At 65.5% G+C, this 17,639-nt stretch carries 19 protein-coding genes; 7 read left to right on the forward strand and 12 right to left on the reverse strand.

What is annotated here, in order from left to right; translation table 11 throughout:
• Window positions 1-20: 20 nt before the first annotated feature.
• The 3 genes from guaB to PF049_09960 all read right to left on the reverse strand — a co-directional run bounded on the left by guaB (window position 21) and on the right by PF049_09960 (window position 3,381).
• Complete coding sequence (guaB, locus tag PF049_09950) at window positions 21-1,517, reverse strand: IMP dehydrogenase (GenBank protein WBY15919.1); 1,497 nt, start codon at window positions 1,515-1,517, stop codon at window positions 21-23.
• Between the two features lie 61 nt (window positions 1,518-1,578).
• Window positions 1,579-2,583: a M20/M25/M40 family metallo-hydrolase gene (locus tag PF049_09955; GenBank protein WBY15920.1), complete on the reverse strand. Its 1,005-nt coding sequence runs from the start codon at window positions 2,581-2,583 to the stop codon at window positions 1,579-1,581.
• A 42-nt stretch (window positions 2,584-2,625) separates the two neighbouring features.
• Window positions 2,626-3,381 (reverse strand): 3-hydroxybutyrate dehydrogenase, encoded by a 756-nt coding sequence (locus PF049_09960; protein WBY15921.1) that lies wholly within the window; start codon window positions 3,379-3,381, stop codon window positions 2,626-2,628.
• A 124-nt stretch (window positions 3,382-3,505) separates the two neighbouring features.
• Here PF049_09960 and PF049_09965 point away from each other — a divergent pair, with 124 nt between their 5' ends.
• On the forward strand, window positions 3,506-4,375 hold the full coding sequence (locus tag PF049_09965) for a neutral zinc metallopeptidase (protein WBY15922.1): 870 nt from the start codon (window positions 3,506-3,508) through the stop codon (window positions 4,373-4,375).
• Window positions 4,353-4,910 carry a hypothetical protein gene (locus PF049_09970; GenBank protein ID WBY15923.1) on the forward strand — a complete coding sequence of 186 codons (558 nt, stop codon included), beginning with the start codon at window positions 4,353-4,355 and terminating at the stop codon, window positions 4,908-4,910. Before PF049_09965 ends, PF049_09970 begins: the two co-directional genes overlap by 23 nt.
• Before the next feature lie 51 nt (window positions 4,911-4,961).
• Here PF049_09970 and creD read toward each other — a convergent pair whose 3' ends face one another.
• Entirely contained in the window at window positions 4,962-6,383 is a 1,422-nt protein-coding gene (gene creD, locus PF049_09975) for a cell envelope integrity protein CreD (protein ID WBY15924.1), read from the reverse strand.
• A gap of 114 nt (window positions 6,384-6,497) precedes the next feature.
• Here creD and PF049_09980 point away from each other — a divergent pair, with 114 nt between their 5' ends.
• On the forward strand, window positions 6,498-7,130 hold the full coding sequence (locus PF049_09980) for a peptidase S14 (GenBank protein ID WBY15925.1): 633 nt from the start codon (window positions 6,498-6,500) through the stop codon (window positions 7,128-7,130).
• Here PF049_09980 and PF049_09985 read toward each other — a convergent pair.
• The gene (locus PF049_09985; GenBank protein WBY15926.1) at window positions 7,072-7,935 is read right to left on the reverse strand and encodes a glycoside hydrolase; all 864 of its coding nucleotides are present in this window, start codon (window positions 7,933-7,935) and stop codon (window positions 7,072-7,074) included. The genes PF049_09980 and PF049_09985 overlap by 59 nt on opposite strands.
• 25 nt (window positions 7,936-7,960) lie before the next feature.
• Between PF049_09985 and PF049_09990 the strand changes: the two genes are divergently transcribed.
• Window positions 7,961-8,611, forward strand: coding sequence for a peptidylprolyl isomerase (locus tag PF049_09990; protein WBY15927.1), 651 nt, complete (start codon window positions 7,961-7,963; stop codon window positions 8,609-8,611).
• A 25-nt stretch (window positions 8,612-8,636) separates the two neighbouring features.
• Here PF049_09990 and sdhA read toward each other — a convergent pair whose 3' ends face one another.
• The 4 genes from sdhA to PF049_10010 form a co-directional block, all read right to left on the reverse strand.
• On the reverse strand, window positions 8,637-10,484 hold the full coding sequence (gene sdhA, locus PF049_09995) for a succinate dehydrogenase flavoprotein subunit (protein ID WBY15928.1): 1,848 nt from the start codon (window positions 10,482-10,484) through the stop codon (window positions 8,637-8,639).
• Window positions 10,484-10,870, reverse strand: coding sequence for a succinate dehydrogenase, hydrophobic membrane anchor protein (sdhD, locus tag PF049_10000; GenBank protein ID WBY15929.1), 387 nt, complete (start codon window positions 10,868-10,870; stop codon window positions 10,484-10,486). The genes sdhA and sdhD overlap by 1 nt, the downstream gene beginning before the upstream one ends.
• Before the next feature lie 12 nt (window positions 10,871-10,882).
• Window positions 10,883-11,263 (reverse strand): succinate dehydrogenase, cytochrome b556 subunit, encoded by a 381-nt coding sequence (gene sdhC / locus PF049_10005; protein ID WBY15930.1) that lies wholly within the window; start codon window positions 11,261-11,263, stop codon window positions 10,883-10,885.
• Between the two features lie 71 nt (window positions 11,264-11,334).
• Window positions 11,335-11,472, reverse strand: a complete 138-nt coding sequence (locus PF049_10010; protein WBY15931.1) for a hypothetical protein — start codon at window positions 11,470-11,472, stop codon at window positions 11,335-11,337.
• On the opposite strand from PF049_10010, the gene PF049_10015 reads away from it, so the two are divergent.
• Together PF049_10015 and PF049_10020 are read left to right on the forward strand one after the other, a co-directional pair.
• Entirely contained in the window at window positions 11,471-12,178 is a 708-nt protein-coding gene (locus tag PF049_10015) for an SDR family NAD(P)-dependent oxidoreductase (protein WBY15932.1), read from the forward strand. The genes PF049_10010 and PF049_10015 overlap by 2 nt on opposite strands.
• A 12-nt stretch (window positions 12,179-12,190) precedes the next feature.
• Window positions 12,191-13,096, forward strand: a complete 906-nt coding sequence (locus tag PF049_10020; GenBank protein WBY15933.1) for a 50S ribosomal protein L11 methyltransferase — start codon at window positions 12,191-12,193, stop codon at window positions 13,094-13,096.
• Here the strand turns inward: PF049_10020 and PF049_10025 are convergent.
• On the reverse strand, window positions 13,093-14,244 hold the full coding sequence (locus PF049_10025) for a class A beta-lactamase-related serine hydrolase (GenBank protein ID WBY15934.1): 1,152 nt from the start codon (window positions 14,242-14,244) through the stop codon (window positions 13,093-13,095). The two genes, PF049_10020 and PF049_10025, sit on opposite strands and share 4 nt — an antisense overlap.
• Before the next feature lie 129 nt (window positions 14,245-14,373).
• Between PF049_10025 and PF049_10030 the strand changes: the two genes are divergently transcribed.
• Window positions 14,374-15,057: an SDR family oxidoreductase gene (locus PF049_10030; GenBank protein ID WBY15935.1), complete on the forward strand. Its 684-nt coding sequence runs from the start codon at window positions 14,374-14,376 to the stop codon at window positions 15,055-15,057.
• Here PF049_10030 and PF049_10035 read toward each other — a convergent pair.
• On the reverse strand, window positions 15,054-15,548 hold the full coding sequence (locus tag PF049_10035) for a CinA family protein (protein WBY15936.1): 495 nt from the start codon (window positions 15,546-15,548) through the stop codon (window positions 15,054-15,056). The genes PF049_10030 and PF049_10035 overlap by 4 nt on opposite strands.
• Window positions 15,548-17,605 (reverse strand): NAD-dependent DNA ligase LigA, encoded by a 2,058-nt coding sequence (gene ligA / locus PF049_10040; GenBank protein WBY15937.1) that lies wholly within the window; start codon window positions 17,603-17,605, stop codon window positions 15,548-15,550. Before ligA ends, PF049_10035 begins: the two co-directional genes overlap by 1 nt.
• Between the last annotated feature and the right edge of the window lie 34 nt (window positions 17,606-17,639).

Genomic DNA, 17,639 nt, shown 5'->3' on the forward strand with positions numbered 1-17,639 from the left:
GCCTGCTGGCGGAACGGGGTTCAGCGCGTGGGATAATTGGGTGCCTCTCTGGTAATCGCGACGTCATGGACGTGGCTTTCGGTCAGGCCCGCGCCGGTAATGCGGACGAATTGCGCGCGGGTGCGCAAGTCCTCGATCGTCCTGCTGCCGGTGTAGCCCATGGCCGCCTTGATCCCGCCGACCAGTTGGTGGACGGTATCCTTCGCCGGCCCCTTGTAGGGGACCTGCCCTTCGATCCCTTCGGGTACCAGTTTCTGCTGGCTGATGTCCTGCTGGAAATACCTGTCGGCACTGCCGCGCGCCATGGCGCCCACGCTGCCCATGCCGCGATAGCTCTTGTAGCTGCGCCCCTGGTAGATGAACGTCTCGCCCGGCGCTTCCTCGGTCCCGGCAAGCATCGACCCGATCATCACGCTGGAACCGCCGGCCGCCAGGGCCTTCGCCGCATCGCCGCTGGTTCGAAGACCGCCATCGGCAATGACGGGCACGCCCGATTTCGCCGCTTCCTCGGCGCTGTCCATGATCGCGGTCAGCTGCGGGACGCCTACGCCTGCCACCACCCGCGTGGTGCAGATGGAGCCCGGCCCGATGCCGACCTTCACGCCGTCCGCCCCTGCGCCGACCAGCGCCTTCGTCGCTTCTGCCGTCGCGACGTTCCCGGCGATGACCTGGACCGAATTGCTGAGTTTCTTCACCCGCTCGACCGCCTTGCCGACATCGGCATTGTGGCCGTGTGCGGTATCGATCACGACGACGTCGACTTCCGCGTCGATAAGGGCCTGTGTGCGGTCGAAACCCTTGTCCCCGACCGTGGTCGCCGCAGCCACGCGCAGGCGGCCGCTTTCGTCCTTGGTCGCGTCGGGATAGGCAACCGCCTTCTCGATATCCTTCACCGTGATGAGGCCGACGCACTTGCCGCCGTCATCCACCACCAGCAGTTTCTCGATCCGGCGCTGGTGCAGCAGGCGGCGCGCCTCTTCCTGACCGGTGCCGAGCGGCACGGTGGCGAGGTTCTCCGTCGTCATCAGCTCGCGCACGGGCTGCTGCGGGTTTTCCGCGAACCGCACGTCGCGATTGGTCAGGATGCCGACCAGCTTGCCGCCGCGATCGGTCACCGGGATGCCGCTGATGCGGTTCTGCGTCATCATCTCCTGCGCCTGGCCCAGCGTCGCGTCGGGCGAGATGGTGATCGGGTTCACCACCATGCCGCTTTCGAACCGCTTGACCGCGCGCACTGCGGCACATTGTTCCTCCACCGTCAGGTTGCGATGCAGCACGCCGATCCCGCCCAGTTGCGCCATGGCAATCGCCATGTCCGCTTCGGTAACGGTATCCATCGCGCTGGAGACGACGGGGATGTTGAGGCCGATGGCCTTCGTCAGCATGGTCCGCGTGTCGGCCATGGAGGGGAGGACGTCGCTTTCCGCCGGACGAAGCAATACGTCGTCGAAGGTAAGGCCGAGGGGAATTTCGCTGCGTGACACGATGCGCCTTTCGCCCGCTGTCCGGGCCTGCATGGGGAGAGAATCGTGCAGCGCCCTCTAACCCCTGCGCGCCTGTCCCGCTAGGCCTGTCGTGTCAGTCGTCCCCGACGGGGTAGCTGGTGGTGCTGCCGAAATGGCGGAGCAGGTCGACATGGAGCAAGGTGTCCTGCGCCGCACCGCCCAGTTCGACGTGATCGCCCCATTCGTCGGTCGCGCGGTGGTAATGCGTATCGACGAAGGAATTGATGACGGCATCGCTTGCGAAACTGCTGGAGACCAGCACCGACGGCACGTCGCGGCGGAGCAGCACATACCCGTCCTGCCGCGGGACCCAGCGTTCCTGCTGCGGGCGGATCGACAGCCGCCTGCCCGCCGCCTTCACCACTTGTTCGATCCCCCTGTCGAGCGCGGTCTGTCCCCAGCCGAGCACGGCGACGGGCGTCCCCTCGGGCGCGATAGCGGTCGAATCCAGGTTGAATGCGGCAACGATCGTAGGCAGCGGCGTCGGCGGGTCTTCGGCAAAGGCCCTTGCCCCGACCAGCCCGGCTTCCTCGCCCGTGGTGGCGACGAAATAGATATCGCGCTCTGCCGGGCCGCCTTCCGCCATGCGGCGCGCGATTTCCAGCAGCGCGGCGACCCCGCTCGCATTATCGACTGCCCCGTTGCACAGGCGGTCGGGCGCGGCGGGCGGACCGCAATTGCCCAGATGGTCCCAATGTGCCGTCAGGACGACGGCTCCGCTACCGATCTGCGTGCCCGGCAGGCGGGCCACGACATTTGCGCTGGATAGTGTCTCCACGCCTTCCGGCAGGTCGATACCCATCTGCCGGTACCGTTCCACCGGGATTTCGACCTGCTGCTCCCACGACCTGCGCATGCCCGCCTCGAGGCCGTAGGATCGCAGCGCCGAGACGATGTAAGCGCGCGTCTTCCGGTCGCCTTCGCTGCCGGGCAGGCGTCCTCCGTATTCGGCGCGCGAAAGCTCCGCTATATGGCCGCCGAGCGCGGTCCGGACCAGCGCAAGCTCGCCTGCATCGTGGGTCACGGTCTTGCAGGACGCAAGGGCGAGCGCGAGCAGCACTGCGATTGTTCTTCTCATATCCGTGCCCCCTGCGCCCGAGCCGCCGCTATGCCAAGCTGGCTATTCGGCCGTCCAACCGCCATCGACGCTCCAGTTCGCGCCGGTCACATTGCCCGCTTCCTCGCGGCACAGGAACACGGCGAGCGCGCCGATTTCTTCCGGCTGGACGAATTTCTTGGTCGGCTGTTTCGCGAGCAGGACATCGTTGATGACCTCTTCCCGGCTCAGACCGCGGGCCTTCATCGTGTCGGGAATCTGCCCCTCGATCAGCGGGGTCCAGACATAGCCGGGGCTGATGCAATTGGCCGTCACCCCGGTCTGCGCCAGTTCCAGCGCGATGGTCTTGGTAAAGCCTGCGATGCCGTGCTTGCTCGCATTGTATGCGCTCTTGAAAGGGGATGCCACCAGCGAGTGCGCGCTCGCCGTGTTGATGATGCGGCCCCAGCCCTTCGCCTTCATCCCGGGCACGGCATGGCGCACCGTGTGGAAGGCCGCAGTCAGGTTCAGAGCGATGATCCTGTCCCACTGCGCGGGCGGGAACTCGTCTACCGGCGCGACGTGCTGCATGCCTGCGTTGTTGACCAGGATATCGATTCCGCCCGCGTCCTTCATCATGGTTTCGATGGCATCGGCATCGGTCAGGTCGGCGGCGGAATGGCTGGCCGACAATTCCTGCGTCAGCGCGGCGATCTCGCTTTCGTCGCCAAAGCCGTTGAGGACGATCTCGGCCCCTTCGGCATGGAGAGACCGCGCGATGGCGAGGCCGATCCCGGACGTCGAACCGGTGACGAGAGCGCGTTTGCCGGACAGGAACATTGAAGGCCTCTTGGGGTTTGCTGTGAAAGGGTCGGACCAAGCTATTGGGAAATACCGTTTTGCGGCCTATGCACGGCGTGTCCAGTCCCAACAGGGTCAAGGCAATCACTCCAGGGGGAATATAATGCGGCTCAATCCGTTCAATACCGGCAATATCAATGTCCGATCGAGCGGGGGCGGCGGCGGTTTTCCCGGCGGTGGCGGCGGAAAGATCGGCTGCGGCACGATCGTCCTGGCGGCCATCGGTGCGCTGGTCTTCGGTATCAATCCGATGCAGACCATCGGCGTCGTGGAAAGCGTGCAGCAGACCACCGGCGCAGGAAGCGGGCAGGCCAGCACGAACGAGCAGGAAATCTGCACCCGCGGTCCCTACGCGACAGAGGCCTGCAATGCCCTGCAATCCCTTAACCAGACATGGGCGCCCGAATTCCAGCGCGCCGGGATCCCGTTCGAACAGCCGGTTCTGGACCTTTATACGGGGGGCGGCGTGCGGTCGGGCTGCGGCAATGCGCCGGCAGCGGCAGGCCCGTTCTACTGCCCCGCCGACAAGGGCATCTATATCAACACCGGTTTCTACGACACGCTGGAACAGCGCATGGGCGCAGGCGGCGATTTCGCCCGGCTATACGTCATGGCGCATGAATACGGCCACCATATCCAGAACCTGACCGGCCTGGCCGGGCAGATCCGTAGCGCACAGGCGCAAAACCCGCGCCGCTCCAACGAATTGCAGGTACGCATGGAATTGCAGGCGGATTGCTATGCCGGGGTCTGGGCGGGCAAGAACCGCAACCTGATCGAGCCGGGCGACATGCAGGAAGGCCTGCGCGCGGCCAGCGCCATCGGCGACGACACGCTGCAGCGGCAGGCCGGACAGCGGGTCAACCCGGAAAGCTTTACCCACGGAACCAGCCAGCAGCGCATGGACGCCCTGCGACGCGGTTTGGAGAGTGCAGATGATACGGTGTGCGATGCCTATTTCCAGAACCTGTAAGACAGCACTGGGCGCGGCGCTTGCGGCGCTGCTCGCCATCCCGGCCAGCGCGCAGGACGACGAGATCGTCACTGACGGGCCGAACATGCGCGACGTGGCGCGAACGCCGCTCGATATCCTGAATATCGATCCGCAGGACATTCCGCCCGTCCTGCTGGAAGCAGTGGCGAACCCCTATGCCAGCGATACGCTGACGGGCTGCGCGGCGATCAATGTCGAGATTACCCGCCTGACCCGCGTGCTGGGCCCCGACTTCGATACGCTGGCGAAGCAGGAAGGCCTGACGCCCGAAAAGGTGGCGCAGGGCGCCATCGGCTCCCTCATTCCCTTTCGCGGCATCATCCGCGAGGTGACCGGCGCCGCCGAGCGCCAGCGCTCGCTGGAAACCGCGATCCTGGCAGGGTCCACCCGCAGGGGGTATCTGAAGGGACTGGGGCTGAGCCAGGGTTGCATGGTTCCGGCCCGCCCGATCTCCACCGCGCCCGTCCCGCAGGAGGTCATCACAGCTGCGATCGAGGAAGGGGACGAGGACTAGAGCCCCCGCCCCTTCGCATCGTCGCTGCGTCTGCCGATCAGGCAGCGGCGGTCAGCCTTCCTCTTCCGACATCGGTTCCGCGTCCTTGCGTCCACCGACGCTCGACCAGTCGATGCCGCGGGTCGCATACATCACCCCTGCGAGCGCGAAGAACAGCAGCACCGATCCGACCAGCAGGGAATAGGCTTCCAGGCTGAGCAGGACGTAAAGCGCGGCATAAAGCCCCAGCAGGATAGCCCCGACCGTGAAGGCCCGCTTGCGCGTACCGAGCACCGCCGCGCTGTAGGCAGTCAGCAGTCCGACGATGGCGATCGTCGCGCCTGCGAAGGCTGCGGCGAATCCGATGACCTCTGCGAAAGCCAGCAGCAGCACGAAGAACAGAACCAGCCCTGCCCCCGTCAGGAGGTATTCCGCCGCTGCCACGCGCGCCCCAGCGACGAGGTCGAACATCAGGAACGTCAGGAAGGTGAAGCCGATGACGAGGAAGCCGTATTTCACGCTGCGGTCCACCTGGCTGTAGAGATCGACCGGTTCCACCAGCCGCACCTCGGCATTTTGCGCGGGGAAGCTCGCCTCGCCGTAACCCCTCATCTCTGGCGCAGGCGGTGGAGGCGGCATGGGGATCGACCCTGCATTGACCACGATGCCGGTATCGCTAGTCGAGGCAAGCGAGCGGCCTAGCGCAAGGTTCGCGACCGACCAGTTCGCCTTGAACCCGTCATCGCCGATGGAGCGGGTATCCGGCAAAAAGCCGCCGGCGAAGCTGGGATGGGCCCAGGTGGATTCGACCGACCATTCGGTTTGGCCGCCATTGGGCACGAGCGACAGGGCCCGGCTGCCGCGCAGGGTGAAGTTGTAATCGAGCACGAGCGGCCGCTCGCCGTCCCATTCCACATAACCGTGGAAGCCCGAGCCGCCGCTCTCCATCGGCCCCCTGCCCGGTTTTAGCGCCACCGTCTCGCCGCCGACCTGTGCCGAGGCATCGCCTTGCAGGCCGCGCGGATCGGACACGCCGAAGCGTAGCTCACTTTCCGCAAGGCGAAGCGAGGATCGCTCCACGTCCAGCCGGTCCAGATCGTCCGGCAGGACGAAGCGCGCAGCGCCGTTGGTCGCCGCCAGATAAGTCACGGTTTCGTAAATCGACTTGCGCCGCACCTCCGGCTCCAGATCGGTGGTAACGCGGTGCAGGCTGGGGGCGATGACAAGTTCGCGCCGGCTGGTCACCTGGCGGGTCACGACCTGCCCGCCGCGGTTCTCCGTCTGGGTCGTCACCTCGTCATAGGGCACGACCAGCACCGGCCCACTGAGCATCTGCGGCCCGCCCCAGCCTTGCGTGATACTGTCCTGCGCGGTGCGTGCCTGGTGCTGCCTGTCGTTCACCAGGGCATAGACCATCAGCAACGGAACCAGTAGGACGAAGCCGACCAGTCCGACGAACAGGAGCTTGATCCCGGGCGATCTCTGTATTCTCATGACTCTCTCCGCAACGATGAACCGTGCTTTGAGAGCGACGAAATGAATGTCTTTTGAATGGCGGAAACAACGATCCCGCAGCATCGAACCGGCCCGGCCAGACCTTTCCCTGTCATGCCCACGATTGACGAAGACATCCGCAACCTGATCCTGTCCTCCGCGCAGCTTCGCTTGATCGGCTCGGTCGACGAGGCGATGTTTGCAGAGTTTCGCAACCAGCTATCGGCGGTCCCCGGCGACGGGCCGCGCGTCATTGCGCTGACCACGCTGGGCGGCAATCCGGAAGTCGCGCGGGCGATGGGCGACGATCTGCGACTGCTGCGCCATGCGGGGCGGGAAATCTATTTCCTGAGCAAGGCGGCCGTCTATTCCGCGGGCGCGACCTTCATGGCGAGCTTCCCGATTGCCAATCGCTTCCTTGCCGATGGATGCAGCCTGTTGCTGCACGAGCGCCAGATCGCCAAGTCGATCAACCTGTCCGGCCCCTTGCGCAGCTGCACCGCGCTGCTGAAGGCAGCACTCAACCAGATAGAGCATTCCATCCACATCGAGGAACAGGGCTTTCGCGCCATCGTCGACGGAAGCGATGTCGATTTCGAGGAGCTGCGCGAAAAAGCGCCGGACAACTGGTATATCGACTGCAATGAAGCCGAGAAACGCGGATTGATTGCCGGCGTGATCCGAGGCTTCAGCAGACCTCCGCGGTGTCCTGCGGCAGCGGCCCCGGCGGGATGCGCGCTTCGCTGAGATGGAACGGGTCGCTCGCGAGGCTGTGATTGTCGCCATAGGCCGCCGCTAGAATCGCATAGAGCGCCGGATCGTAATCCGCGACGTCGCGGTGGTTCAGGATCTGCCTGCCATCGAAGGCCTGCAACCGGTTGCTGTCGAACCAGAACTGCGTGCCTTCCGCCCAGTATTCCTGCACCGTGGTGACGGTGTATTCGTCCTTCCACAGTCCGTTCGCCAGGGCATTGGCGTAGGCTGCTTCTACCTGCCGGTAGAGCGCCGGGTCCGCGCCCTCTACCGCGAACAGGACATTGTGCGCGAATTCGTGGACGAAGATCGTTTCCCCGAAATAACGGCTGGAACGCAGCCCCAGAATATCTTCCTCGCTGCCGACGGTTCGCGGTCCGCCGATACCGCGCGCGCGGGCATTCCAGTACGCGGCAACGGTCAGGGATCCGATGCGTTCGGAGTAATGCTTGCGCTCGCAGCGGGTCAGGCGGGGGTCGTCCGGCGAAGGCTTGGTCCAGTGCGCGTTTTCCGGCACGTCGAGAATGGTTTCCTCCTCGGCGATGATAGCAACGCGGTAATCGTTCGCGGCGAGCCAGCGCGCCAGATCGGGCCGGTGGGCAAGCATGCCCCCCACCATGGCCTTCGCCGCCGTAAGCGCCGCCGGATCGGTGGCGACGGAGGCGCGGATGGGGATGCCAGCTGCCTCGACCTGCTGGGTGTAGAAACGGCCTTCCCCACTTTCGCCCGATGCAGGAAGCGAGGTTGTGCAGGCAGCCACCATGGCGGCGGTTACGAAAAGAGGCAGGGAGCGCTTCATTGCCGCCTCTGGTAGCCTGAGCTCCATGAACATACGATTCGCAGCCCTCGCCGCCCTCGCCCTTCCCGCTTCGCTGTGGGCGCAGGAGCCATCACCCGCCTCCCAGCCCGGCATGGAACCGGGCACCGCCGCCGAAACGGTCGACGTGGTGCTGGAGACGACCATGGGCGATATCGTCATCGCGCTGGAGACCGAACGCGCGCCGGTCACTGCCGGGAATTTCCTGCGCTATGTCGACGAGGACCGCTTCGACGGGACGGTCTTCTACCGCGCCATGCGACTGGACTGGGGCGATCAGCCGAACGGTCTGGTGCAGGCAGGGACACAGAACGACCCGGAGCGCATTCTTGGCCCGATCGCGCACGAGCCGACCACGCAAACCGGACTGACCCATTCGCGCGGTGCGCTGTCGATGGCGATGGGCGAGCCGGGCACGGCGACCGGCGATTTCTCGATCCAGTTGCAGGACAATCCCGGCATGGACGCCGACCCGGCCTCGTCCGATCCCGTCTGGCAGAACGGCTATGCCGTGTTCGGCTTCGTCACGGATGGAATGGACGTGGTGGAGGCCATTCACGCAGCGCCGGTCGATCCCGACAAGGGCGTGGGCTGGATGAAGGGCCAGATGCTGGCCGAGCCTGTCGAGATCGTCGAGGCCAGGCGGCTGGAGGAATAACCTCCGCCGCCCGGCCCGGCGATACTCAGTAAACGCGCTTCTTCGGTTCGATATAGGTCGCGTCGTCGGTCAGCGTGTATTCGTGGACCGGGCGATAATCGATCTTCATGTCGCCCTTGCCCGCGCCCTTCGCGCCGCCGCCCCAGCCATCGAACCAGGCGATGGTGTGCTTCATCCATTGCTTGTCGTCGCGCTCGGGATAATCCTCGTGCGCGTGGGCGCCGCGGCTTTCCTTGCGGTTGTCGGCGCTCGCAATGGTGACGCTGGCCTGCGACATCAGATTGTCCAGTTCCAGCGTTTCGATCAGGTCGCTGTTCCAGATCAGGGAACGGTCGGACACCTTGATGTCCGCCATCGTCAAGTTGATCTCGGCCAGGTGCTTCTTGCCGGCCGCCAGCGTTTCCGTGTCGCGGAAAACGGCGCAGTGCTTCTGCATCGTCTTCTGCATGTTCTCGCGGATGCGGGCCGTCGGCAGATCGCCATCGGCATGGCGGAAATGGTCCAGGCGGCCGAGCGCGAGGTCGCTGCTGTCCTTCGGCAGCGCGTCCTGCGAGGCGTTCGGGGTCAGGGTTTCCTTCAGGTGCAGGCCGGTCGCACGGCCGAACACGACGAGGTCGATCAACGAGTTCGAACCGAGTCGGTTGGCCCCGTGCACCGACACGCAGGCCGCTTCGCCGACGGCGTAGAGGCCCGGCACGACCTTGTCCGGATCGCCCGCCACACCGGCCACGACCTGGCCGTGATAGTTACACGGGATGCCGCCCATGTTGTAATGCACGGTCGGCGTCACCGGCAGCGGCTGGCGGGTCAGGTCGACGCCGGCAAAGATCTTCCCGCTTTCGGTAATGCCGGGCAGGCGTTCGGCCAGCACGTTCGGGTCGATATGGTCGAGATGGAGGTGGATGTGATCCCCTTCCGCCCCGTGTCCGCGCCCTTCGCGCATTTCCAGCGCCATGGAACGGCTGACGACATCGCGGCTGGCAAGGTCCTTTGCCGACGGGGCATAGCGTTCCATGAAACGCTCGCCTTCGGAATTGGTCAGGTAACCGCCCTCGCCCCGCGCGCCTTCGGTGATGAGGACGCCCGCGCCGTAAATGCCGGTCGGGTGGAACTGCACGAACTCCATGTCCTGCAGGGGCAGGCCGGCACGCAGGACCATGCCACCACCGTCGCCGGTGCAGGTATGCGCGCTGGTCGCGGTGTAATAGCAGCGGCCATAGCCGCCGGTCGCCAGAACCACGGCCTGCGCCTTGAAGCGGTGGATCGTACCGTCGTCGAGACACATGGCGATCACGCCGCGGCACACCTTGCCGTCGGGCGTATCTTCCATGATCAGGTCGAGCGCGAAATATTCGATGAAGAAGTCCGCGTCATACTTCAGGCTCTGCTGGTACAGCGCGTGGAGCATGGCGTGGCCGGTACGGTCGGCGGCGGCGCAGGTACGCTGCACCGGCGGGCCTTCGCCCATGTTCTGCATGTGACCGCCGAACGGACGCTGGTAGATCGTGCCGTCCTTGTTGCGGCTGAACGGGACGCCTGCATGCTCCAGCTCGTAAACGGCCTGCGGCGCTTCACGCGTGAGATATTCGATCGCGTCCTGGTCGCCCAGCCAGTCGGCACCCTTCACCGTGTCGTACATGTGCCACGACCAGTGGTCGGGCGTATTGTTGCCGAGGCTGGCCGCGATGCCGCCCTGCGCTGCGACCGTGTGGCTGCGCGTCGGGAAGACTTTCGAGATATTGGCGGTCTTCAGCCCCGCTTCGGCCGCGCCCATCGTGGCGCGCAGGCCGGAGCCGCCGGCACCCACGACGACGACGTCGAACTGGTGCTCGATAATGGAGTAAGCGGGCGTGGTGTTCGTTTCGGTCGCCATCAGGCGGCTCCTCCAAGGGCGAGGCTCACGACACAGAAGATGCCGAAAACGCCGCCCGCAATGACAGCAAGGTTGAGAAGGGCGAGCACGGCGAATTTCGTGCCTGCCTCGTGGACGTAATCTTCGATCAGGACCTGCAGGCCCAGCCGGGCGTGCCAGAACACGCTGATGATCAGCAGGACCATCGCCGCTGCGGAAACCGGCCCGGACAGCCATTCGGTGACCGTCGAATAGCTCATGTCGGGCATCAGCAGGATGCTGGCGATGAACCAGATCATCAGCACGACATTGCCGATCGCGGTGAAGCGCTGGATCAGCCAGTGATGCGCGCCTTCGTGGGCGCTGCCGAGACCGCGAACGCGGCCGATGGATGTTCCGTTACCCATGGTGCGTGCCCCTTAGAAAAAGACGACCAGCGCCCAGAAGGCGGCGGTCAGGATGATGGCGATGACGGGCGACAGGATCGACCACAGCTTGTTCGTGTCGAGTTCGTACCCGGCCCCGATATCGAGGACGAAATGGCGCAGGCCGCTCATCATGTGGGTGAAGAATGCCCAGGTCAGCCCAACCAGCACAAGGTAGCCGATGGGCGAGGTCATCACCGTCTGGAAAAGACCGTAGGCGTCCGGCCCGCTGGCCATCGCACCCAGCCACCAGAGGAACACAGCCAGGCCGACGATCGCCATCCCGTCGCCGGTGATCCGGTGCAGGATGGAAACCAGCATGTGCGGCCCCCATTTCCAGATTTGCAGGTGCGGGGATAGCGGTCTGTTGGCCATGGCAATCGATCTTCTTCTTCGCGTGGCGCACGTCTGCGCGCGCGTGGATGTGACAGGTCTTGCATCGCCACTTAGCGAACCGTGCCATCCATGCAAGCAGGGCCTATGGCCATGGGGGCGGTTTTCCCGCGCGTTATGACCGAAACGGGCGAGAAGCTGAGCAGGCTGGCCTCGACAGGTGCGGCCCAGTCGTTAGGGAGGGATGCCATGACGACCATACTTCTGACAGGTTCCAGCAGGGGGATCGGCGCTGCCGCGCTTCGCGCCCTCGAAGGCCGCGGCTGCACGGTAATCGGCCACTCCACGCGCGGCGGGGACGCCATGATCGCCGCCGATTTCACCCAGCCCGGTGCGCCGCACATGCTATGGGAGGAAGCAATGGAGATCGCTGGCGGTTCGATCGACGTCGTCGTCAACAATGCGGGCCTGTTCGATCCCAATCCGCTGAACTCGGCGGACATTCGCTGGCTCGACGCGTGGGAGGACACGCTGCGGATCAACCTCACATCGGCCGCCCAGCTCAGTCGGTTCGCCGTGCGGCACTGGCTTGACGCTGGCAGGCCGGGACGCCTGGTCCATGTTGCCAGCCGTGCCGGACATCGCGGCGATTCCCCGGCACACTGGCATTATGCCGCGGCGAAAGGCGGTATGCTGGCCCTGCACAAGACCATTGCCCGCGCCCACGCCGCCAACGGCATCATGAGCTACGCCATCGCCCCCGGTTTCACCGATACGTCCATGGCGGGCGATTATCTCGCCAGCCGGGGCGGGCCGGACCTGCTGAAGGATATTCCGCTCGGCAAGGTGGCCGAGCCGGAGGAGATCGCCACCCTGATCGCTTTCTGCGCGCTCGACGCCCCGCCCAGCCTCACCGGCGCAACGCTGGACGCCAACGGCGCCAGCTACGTCAGGTAGGAACGGACATTTATGCCAAGCTGGAAATACTCCATCCACGGCCCGAAAACGGTCGTCACCGATGCGCTGGCGATGCAGGAAATGGCGCTCGACTGGGATGCCGAGATCGTCGTCTCCGGCCGCGAAATTGCCGAGGACCGGCCCGACGACTGGGTGTTCGAGGCATGGCTGCCGCGCAAGCCGAACGCCGCCGACCGCAAGGCGCTGGGCGACCTGTTTACAGATGGAGCACCGCCTGCCGAGACCGAGAAGCTGGAGGATGAGGACTGGCTCACGCTGAGCCAGCAGGGTGTCGATCCGATCCGCACCGGGCCTTTCCATGTCCGCACGCCCGACCACCCTGCCCCAGGCGATGGCTCGATCCCGCTCGTCATCCCGGCGAGCCAGGCATTCGGCACAGGCCAGCATGAAACGACCGCCGGTTGCCTCGCCATGATGGCCGCCATGCGGACACGCGGCGTGCGCCCCCGCGCCCTTGCCGATATCGGGACCGGAACCGGTCTGCTGGCGTTCGGCGCGATGGCGCTCTGGCCTGCGGCGCAGGCGACCGCATCGGATATCGATCCCGTGTGCGAGGACGTGGTGCTGGACAATGCGGCGACCAACGCCGTGCCTCTGGGATCGAAGGCAGGCGAGCTGCTCGTCCTGACTGCCGACGGGATGCATGATCCGCTGCTGGCAGCGCGCGGACCCTACGACCTGCTGGTGGCCAATATCCTGGCCCGGCCCCTGATCGAGATGGCACCCGACTTTGCCGGCAGCGTCGTGCCCGGCGGCCATATCGTCCTGGCCGGACTCCTGGAGACGCAGGAGAAAGCCGTGCGCGCCGCTTACCTGCGCGCAGGGTTCCGTTTCGCAGGCCGCATCGTGAACGGCGACTGGTCGATCCTGTGGCTACGCAGAAGGCGGCACGTCTAGGACGGGCTTTCTGGCATCCCTCCGGTCACGCGCCCGTGATAGGCCGCGATGGCGCCGACGACTTCGTGCATCAGGTCCATGCGTTCGGGCACGGGCCGGGCCGTCCTGCCGATCATGACCGCGACCGAATACCGCTTGCCGTCGGGCGCGGTCAGGATGCCGACATCGTTGTATCCGGCCTGCTCTGCCGGTCCGCCGACAGGCTTGGGGTCGAACACCTGCCCCGTCCCGGTCTTGTGGCCGATCGACCATTCGGGCGGCAATCCGCCCTTCAGCCGGTTCGGTCCGCTCTTCACATCGTCCAGCAGGGCGAGATAGGCGTCGGTACTGCCGCGCGACAACAACTCGCCCTTCGCCAGCTTCGCCAGCGCACTGGCGATCGCCACCGGCTGCGCCCCGTCGACCGGGTCGGCGACATAGGCATCGAAGGCCGGTTTTCGCACGGCGTCCGGCACCTCGTCCCGGACTTCGAAGAAGGTCTTGCCGACGGAATAGCGTTGGTCCCACTCCAGCCCGGCAATCGCGGCCTGCATCCGCCGCTCGCCCGGACCGAAACGGATGCCCTCCAGCCCTTTCCGGCGAAGCATCGCCCGCACGGCGTCGGGCCCGCCTACGGCTTTCAGGACCATGTCGTTGGCGGTGTTGTCGCTCTGCGTCAACGCGCGGCGGATGTAGTCGGCGTAATCGGTGGTGAAGCTGCCGTTGGCGACCACCTGCTTGCGCAGGGGCTGGTGGAACACGGTGAGGTCGGAGAAAGTCACCGTTGCGCGGTCTTCTAGGCGCAGTTTCCCGTCGTCCGCCTGGTCGAAAGCGGTGAGCGCGACCCACAGCTTGCTCAGGCTTTGCTGGGGCAACGCCTCCTCGCCATTGAAATGAACGACTTCGCCTGTCTGCATGTCGGCCATCGCGATGCCGAGATAGCCGTCGAACGTGCTGCCGATGTCGAAAAACCGGTCATCCAGCCACTGCGCTTCGGCCGATAGCTCGTCGGTCACGGTCTCGGCGGCTTCCTCTATCCGCTCTTCCAGCGACGGGGCGACTGCCTCATCTCCGCCGTCACCAACCGGACTGCAGGCGGCGGGCAAGACAATTGCGGCCAGCAGAAGGAACCGGGCGGATCGTGCGGAAATAGCAGGGCTTTTAATCATCTGCTTCCCCTACCCGAACCGGAGCCGTTTTGTTCCACAGCGGCCCCGCTGCTCCACAGGTGGAACCCCCGCCCCCACTCCCGCATTGCCGACACGAACCCACCTCCTGCCCGATAAAGAGAGCCTGCCATGACCCAGAAGACACCCCGCACCCTTCTCATCACAGGCGCATCGTCCGGCATCGGCGCCGCCACGGCGCGTGCCGCTTCTGCGAAGGGATGGAATGTCGTTCTGCTTGCCCGGCGCAAGGACAGGCTGGAAGACCTGGCGGAAGAGATCGGCGACGGAGCGCTCGCCATCGAATGCGACGTTACCGACCGCGACGCGCTGCAATCGGCCATTGCGAAGACGACCGAAACCTTCGGCGGGCTGGACGCGGTTTTCGCCAATGCCGGCAAGGGCGTGTCGAAGCCCGGCGTCGAGAACGGCGATCCGGACGAGTGGCACGACATGATCCATCTCAACATCCTCGCCGTTCTCTACACCGCCGATGCCGCGCTCCCCGAACTGAAGAAGCGCAAGGGCATGTTCGTCGTCACCGGCAGCAAGGCCGGGCGCGAACATTTCAAGGGCTCCATCTACAGTGCGACCAAGTGGTTCGTGCAGGGTTTCGCCGGGAACCTGGCCGAGGAAATGCGCGAATGGGGTGGACGCTGCACGGTCATCACGCCCGGCATGGTCAACACCGAATTCTTCGACGAGGCCAAGCCGACGAAGCTGCAGCCGGAGGATATTGCCGATGCCGTGGTCTTCGCGATCGAACAGCGCGAGACGTCCGACGTGCGCGAGATACACTTGATGCCAGCCGACTAGGCCGGATCCGCCAGAACCGCCTCGAGATGATCGAGTGCGGCCCTGGTGAACGCCTCCATATTCGCGATCCGGTCATCACGGCCTGTCTGCGTCATGGCCGTCCATTCGCCGCCGGGTCCGGCAAGCGCTGCGCAGCTTTGCCCGGGCGGAGCGCCGCTCGGATGGCTCGATCCGCCGACCGACCCGCTTTCCGCAAGGCCCCAGTCGGCCCCGAAATTGTCGCGGATGGACCGCGCCTGCAGCAGCGCATAATCCTCGCTCGCCCCCCGCATCCCGCAATAGGCCTCGCGCGGCTGGGCGAACAAGACATCGCGGGCGCGCAGGGAATAGACCACCCCGCCCCCGACAAAGAAATCGAGCGCGCCCGGCACGGTCAGCAGCGATGCCGCGATCATGCCCCCGGTTGCGCCATCGGCTACCGCGATGGTCTCGCCCCGCTCCCGTAGCAATCCGGCAATGCGCAGCGCCTGCGGGTGGAGCTCGGCCAGCATCAACCGGCCTTCGCCACCAGATCGGCCCAGCCTGCCTCGTCCATCACTTCGATGCCCAGTTCCTGCGCCTTCTTCAGTTTCGATCCGGCGCCCGGGCCAGCCACCAGCAGGTCCGTCTTGGCGCTGACCGAACCGCTCGCCTTGGCCCCCAGCCTTTCGGCCTGCGCCTTTGCCTCGTCGCGGCTCATCGTTTCCAGCTTGCCGGTGAAGACGACCGTCTTGCCCGCGACGGGGCTGTCCAGCGTCTCGACCTCGAAACGGGGCGGCGAGACTTCGCTCAGCAGGTCGTCCCACACCGCGCGGTTGTGCTCCTCGTGGAAGAAATCCCCCAGCGCCTCGACCACCGCGCTGCCGATGCCGTCGATATCGGTCAGTTCGGAAGCCGCGCCCTCGTCTCCCGCACGCGCTTTCTCGGCAACGGCGCGAAGGGCGGGCAGTTCGTGGAAATGCTTCATCAGGTCGCGCGCCGTGACAGCGCCGACGTGCCTGATGCCGAGGCCGAAGAGCAGGCGAGCCGCGTCGGGCCGGCGCCGGTCTTCCACCGATGCCAACAGCTTGTCCACAGACCTTTCCTTCCAGCCATCGAGCGCGAGGATGTCGCCGCGACGCGCGCGCAGGCGGAAGATATCGGCCGGGCTTTCCAACCAGCCGAGGGCGAAGAACTGGGCGATCGTCTTCTCGCCCAGACCGTCTATGTCGAGGGCCGCACGGCTGACGAAATGTTTCAGCCTTTCCGTGCGCTGCGCCGGGCAGATCAGACCGCCCGTGCAGCGCACATCGACCTCGCCCTCTTCCGCGACCGCTTCGCTGCCGCATTCCGGGCAATGATCGGGAAAGGTGAAGGCCTCGCGCTTTTCACCCGGCGTCAGATTGGCGACGACCTGGGGGATGACATCCCCGGCGCGCTGCACGCGGACCCTGTCGCCCGGCCGCACGCCCAGCCTCTCGATCTCGTCGCGATTGTGCAGCGTCACATTGGTGACCGTCACGCCGCCGACCAATACCGGCGCGAGCCTGCCGACCGGGGTCAGCTTGCCGGTCCGCCCGACCTGGATGTCGATTGCCTCCAGCACCGTCTCGGCCTTTTCCGCCGGGAACTTGCGGGCGATGGCCCAGCGCGGCGCCTTGGCCACGAAGCCCAGGCGTTTCTGCCAGTCCAGGCGGTCCACCTTGTAGACGACGCCGTCGATTTCATAGGGAAGATCAGGGCGCTGCTCGTTGATCTTCTCGTAATGGGCGAGCATCTGCTCCAGCGTTTCGCACCGCGTGAACAGCGGCGAGACCGGCACGCCCCAGCCTTCGATCCGGCGCACGACATCGACCTGCGTTTCCCCCGGCTCCGCCGAAGCCGCACCCCATCCGTGGGCCCAGAATTTCAGTGGCCGTTTCGCCGTCACGCCTGCATCCTTCTGGCGCAGCGAACCGGCAGCGGCGTTGCGCGGATTGGCGAACAGCTTCTCTCCTGCCTCTTCCTGCCGCGCATTCAGGGCGAGGAAGTCCGCCGTCGCCATGTAAACCTCGCCCCGGATCTCGAAAATATCGGGACATTCGCCTTCAAGCGTCTGGGGAATCTCGGGAATATGCGCCACGTTCGCGGTGACGTCTTCGCCCACCTGCCCATCGCCCCGGGTCGCGGCACGGACGAGTTTTCCCTGTTCGTAGCGAAGGGAACAGGACAGGCCGTCGATCTTGTCTTCCGCCGTGAACGCAATTTCCTCGTCTTCCCCCAGCGACAGGAACCGCCGCACCCGGGCGACGAAATCGGCGACTTCCTCGTCCGCGAACGCGTTGTCGAGGCTCATCATGCGAACCTCGTGCATCACCTTGCTCAAAGGAGACGCAGCGACCGCGTGGCCCACCTTCCGGCTGGGCGAATCGTCTCTCACAAGATGCGGAAACGCCTCCTCCAGTTCCGCATTCCGGCGGACCAGCGCATCATATTCCTGGTCCGTGATCTCGGGCGCGTCCTCGGCGTGATACAGCCGGTCGTGCTTCGCGATCTGGCGGGCCAGCCGCATCAATTCATTGGCGGCTTCGGCTTCGGTCGGTGTGCTCATGGCGCTGGTCGAGAATCGCCTTGCTGAAATGGAA

This window comes from Erythrobacteraceae bacterium WH01K, from assembly GCA_027941995.1.
Lineage (GTDB): Bacteria > Pseudomonadota > Alphaproteobacteria > Sphingomonadales > Sphingomonadaceae > CAJXSN01.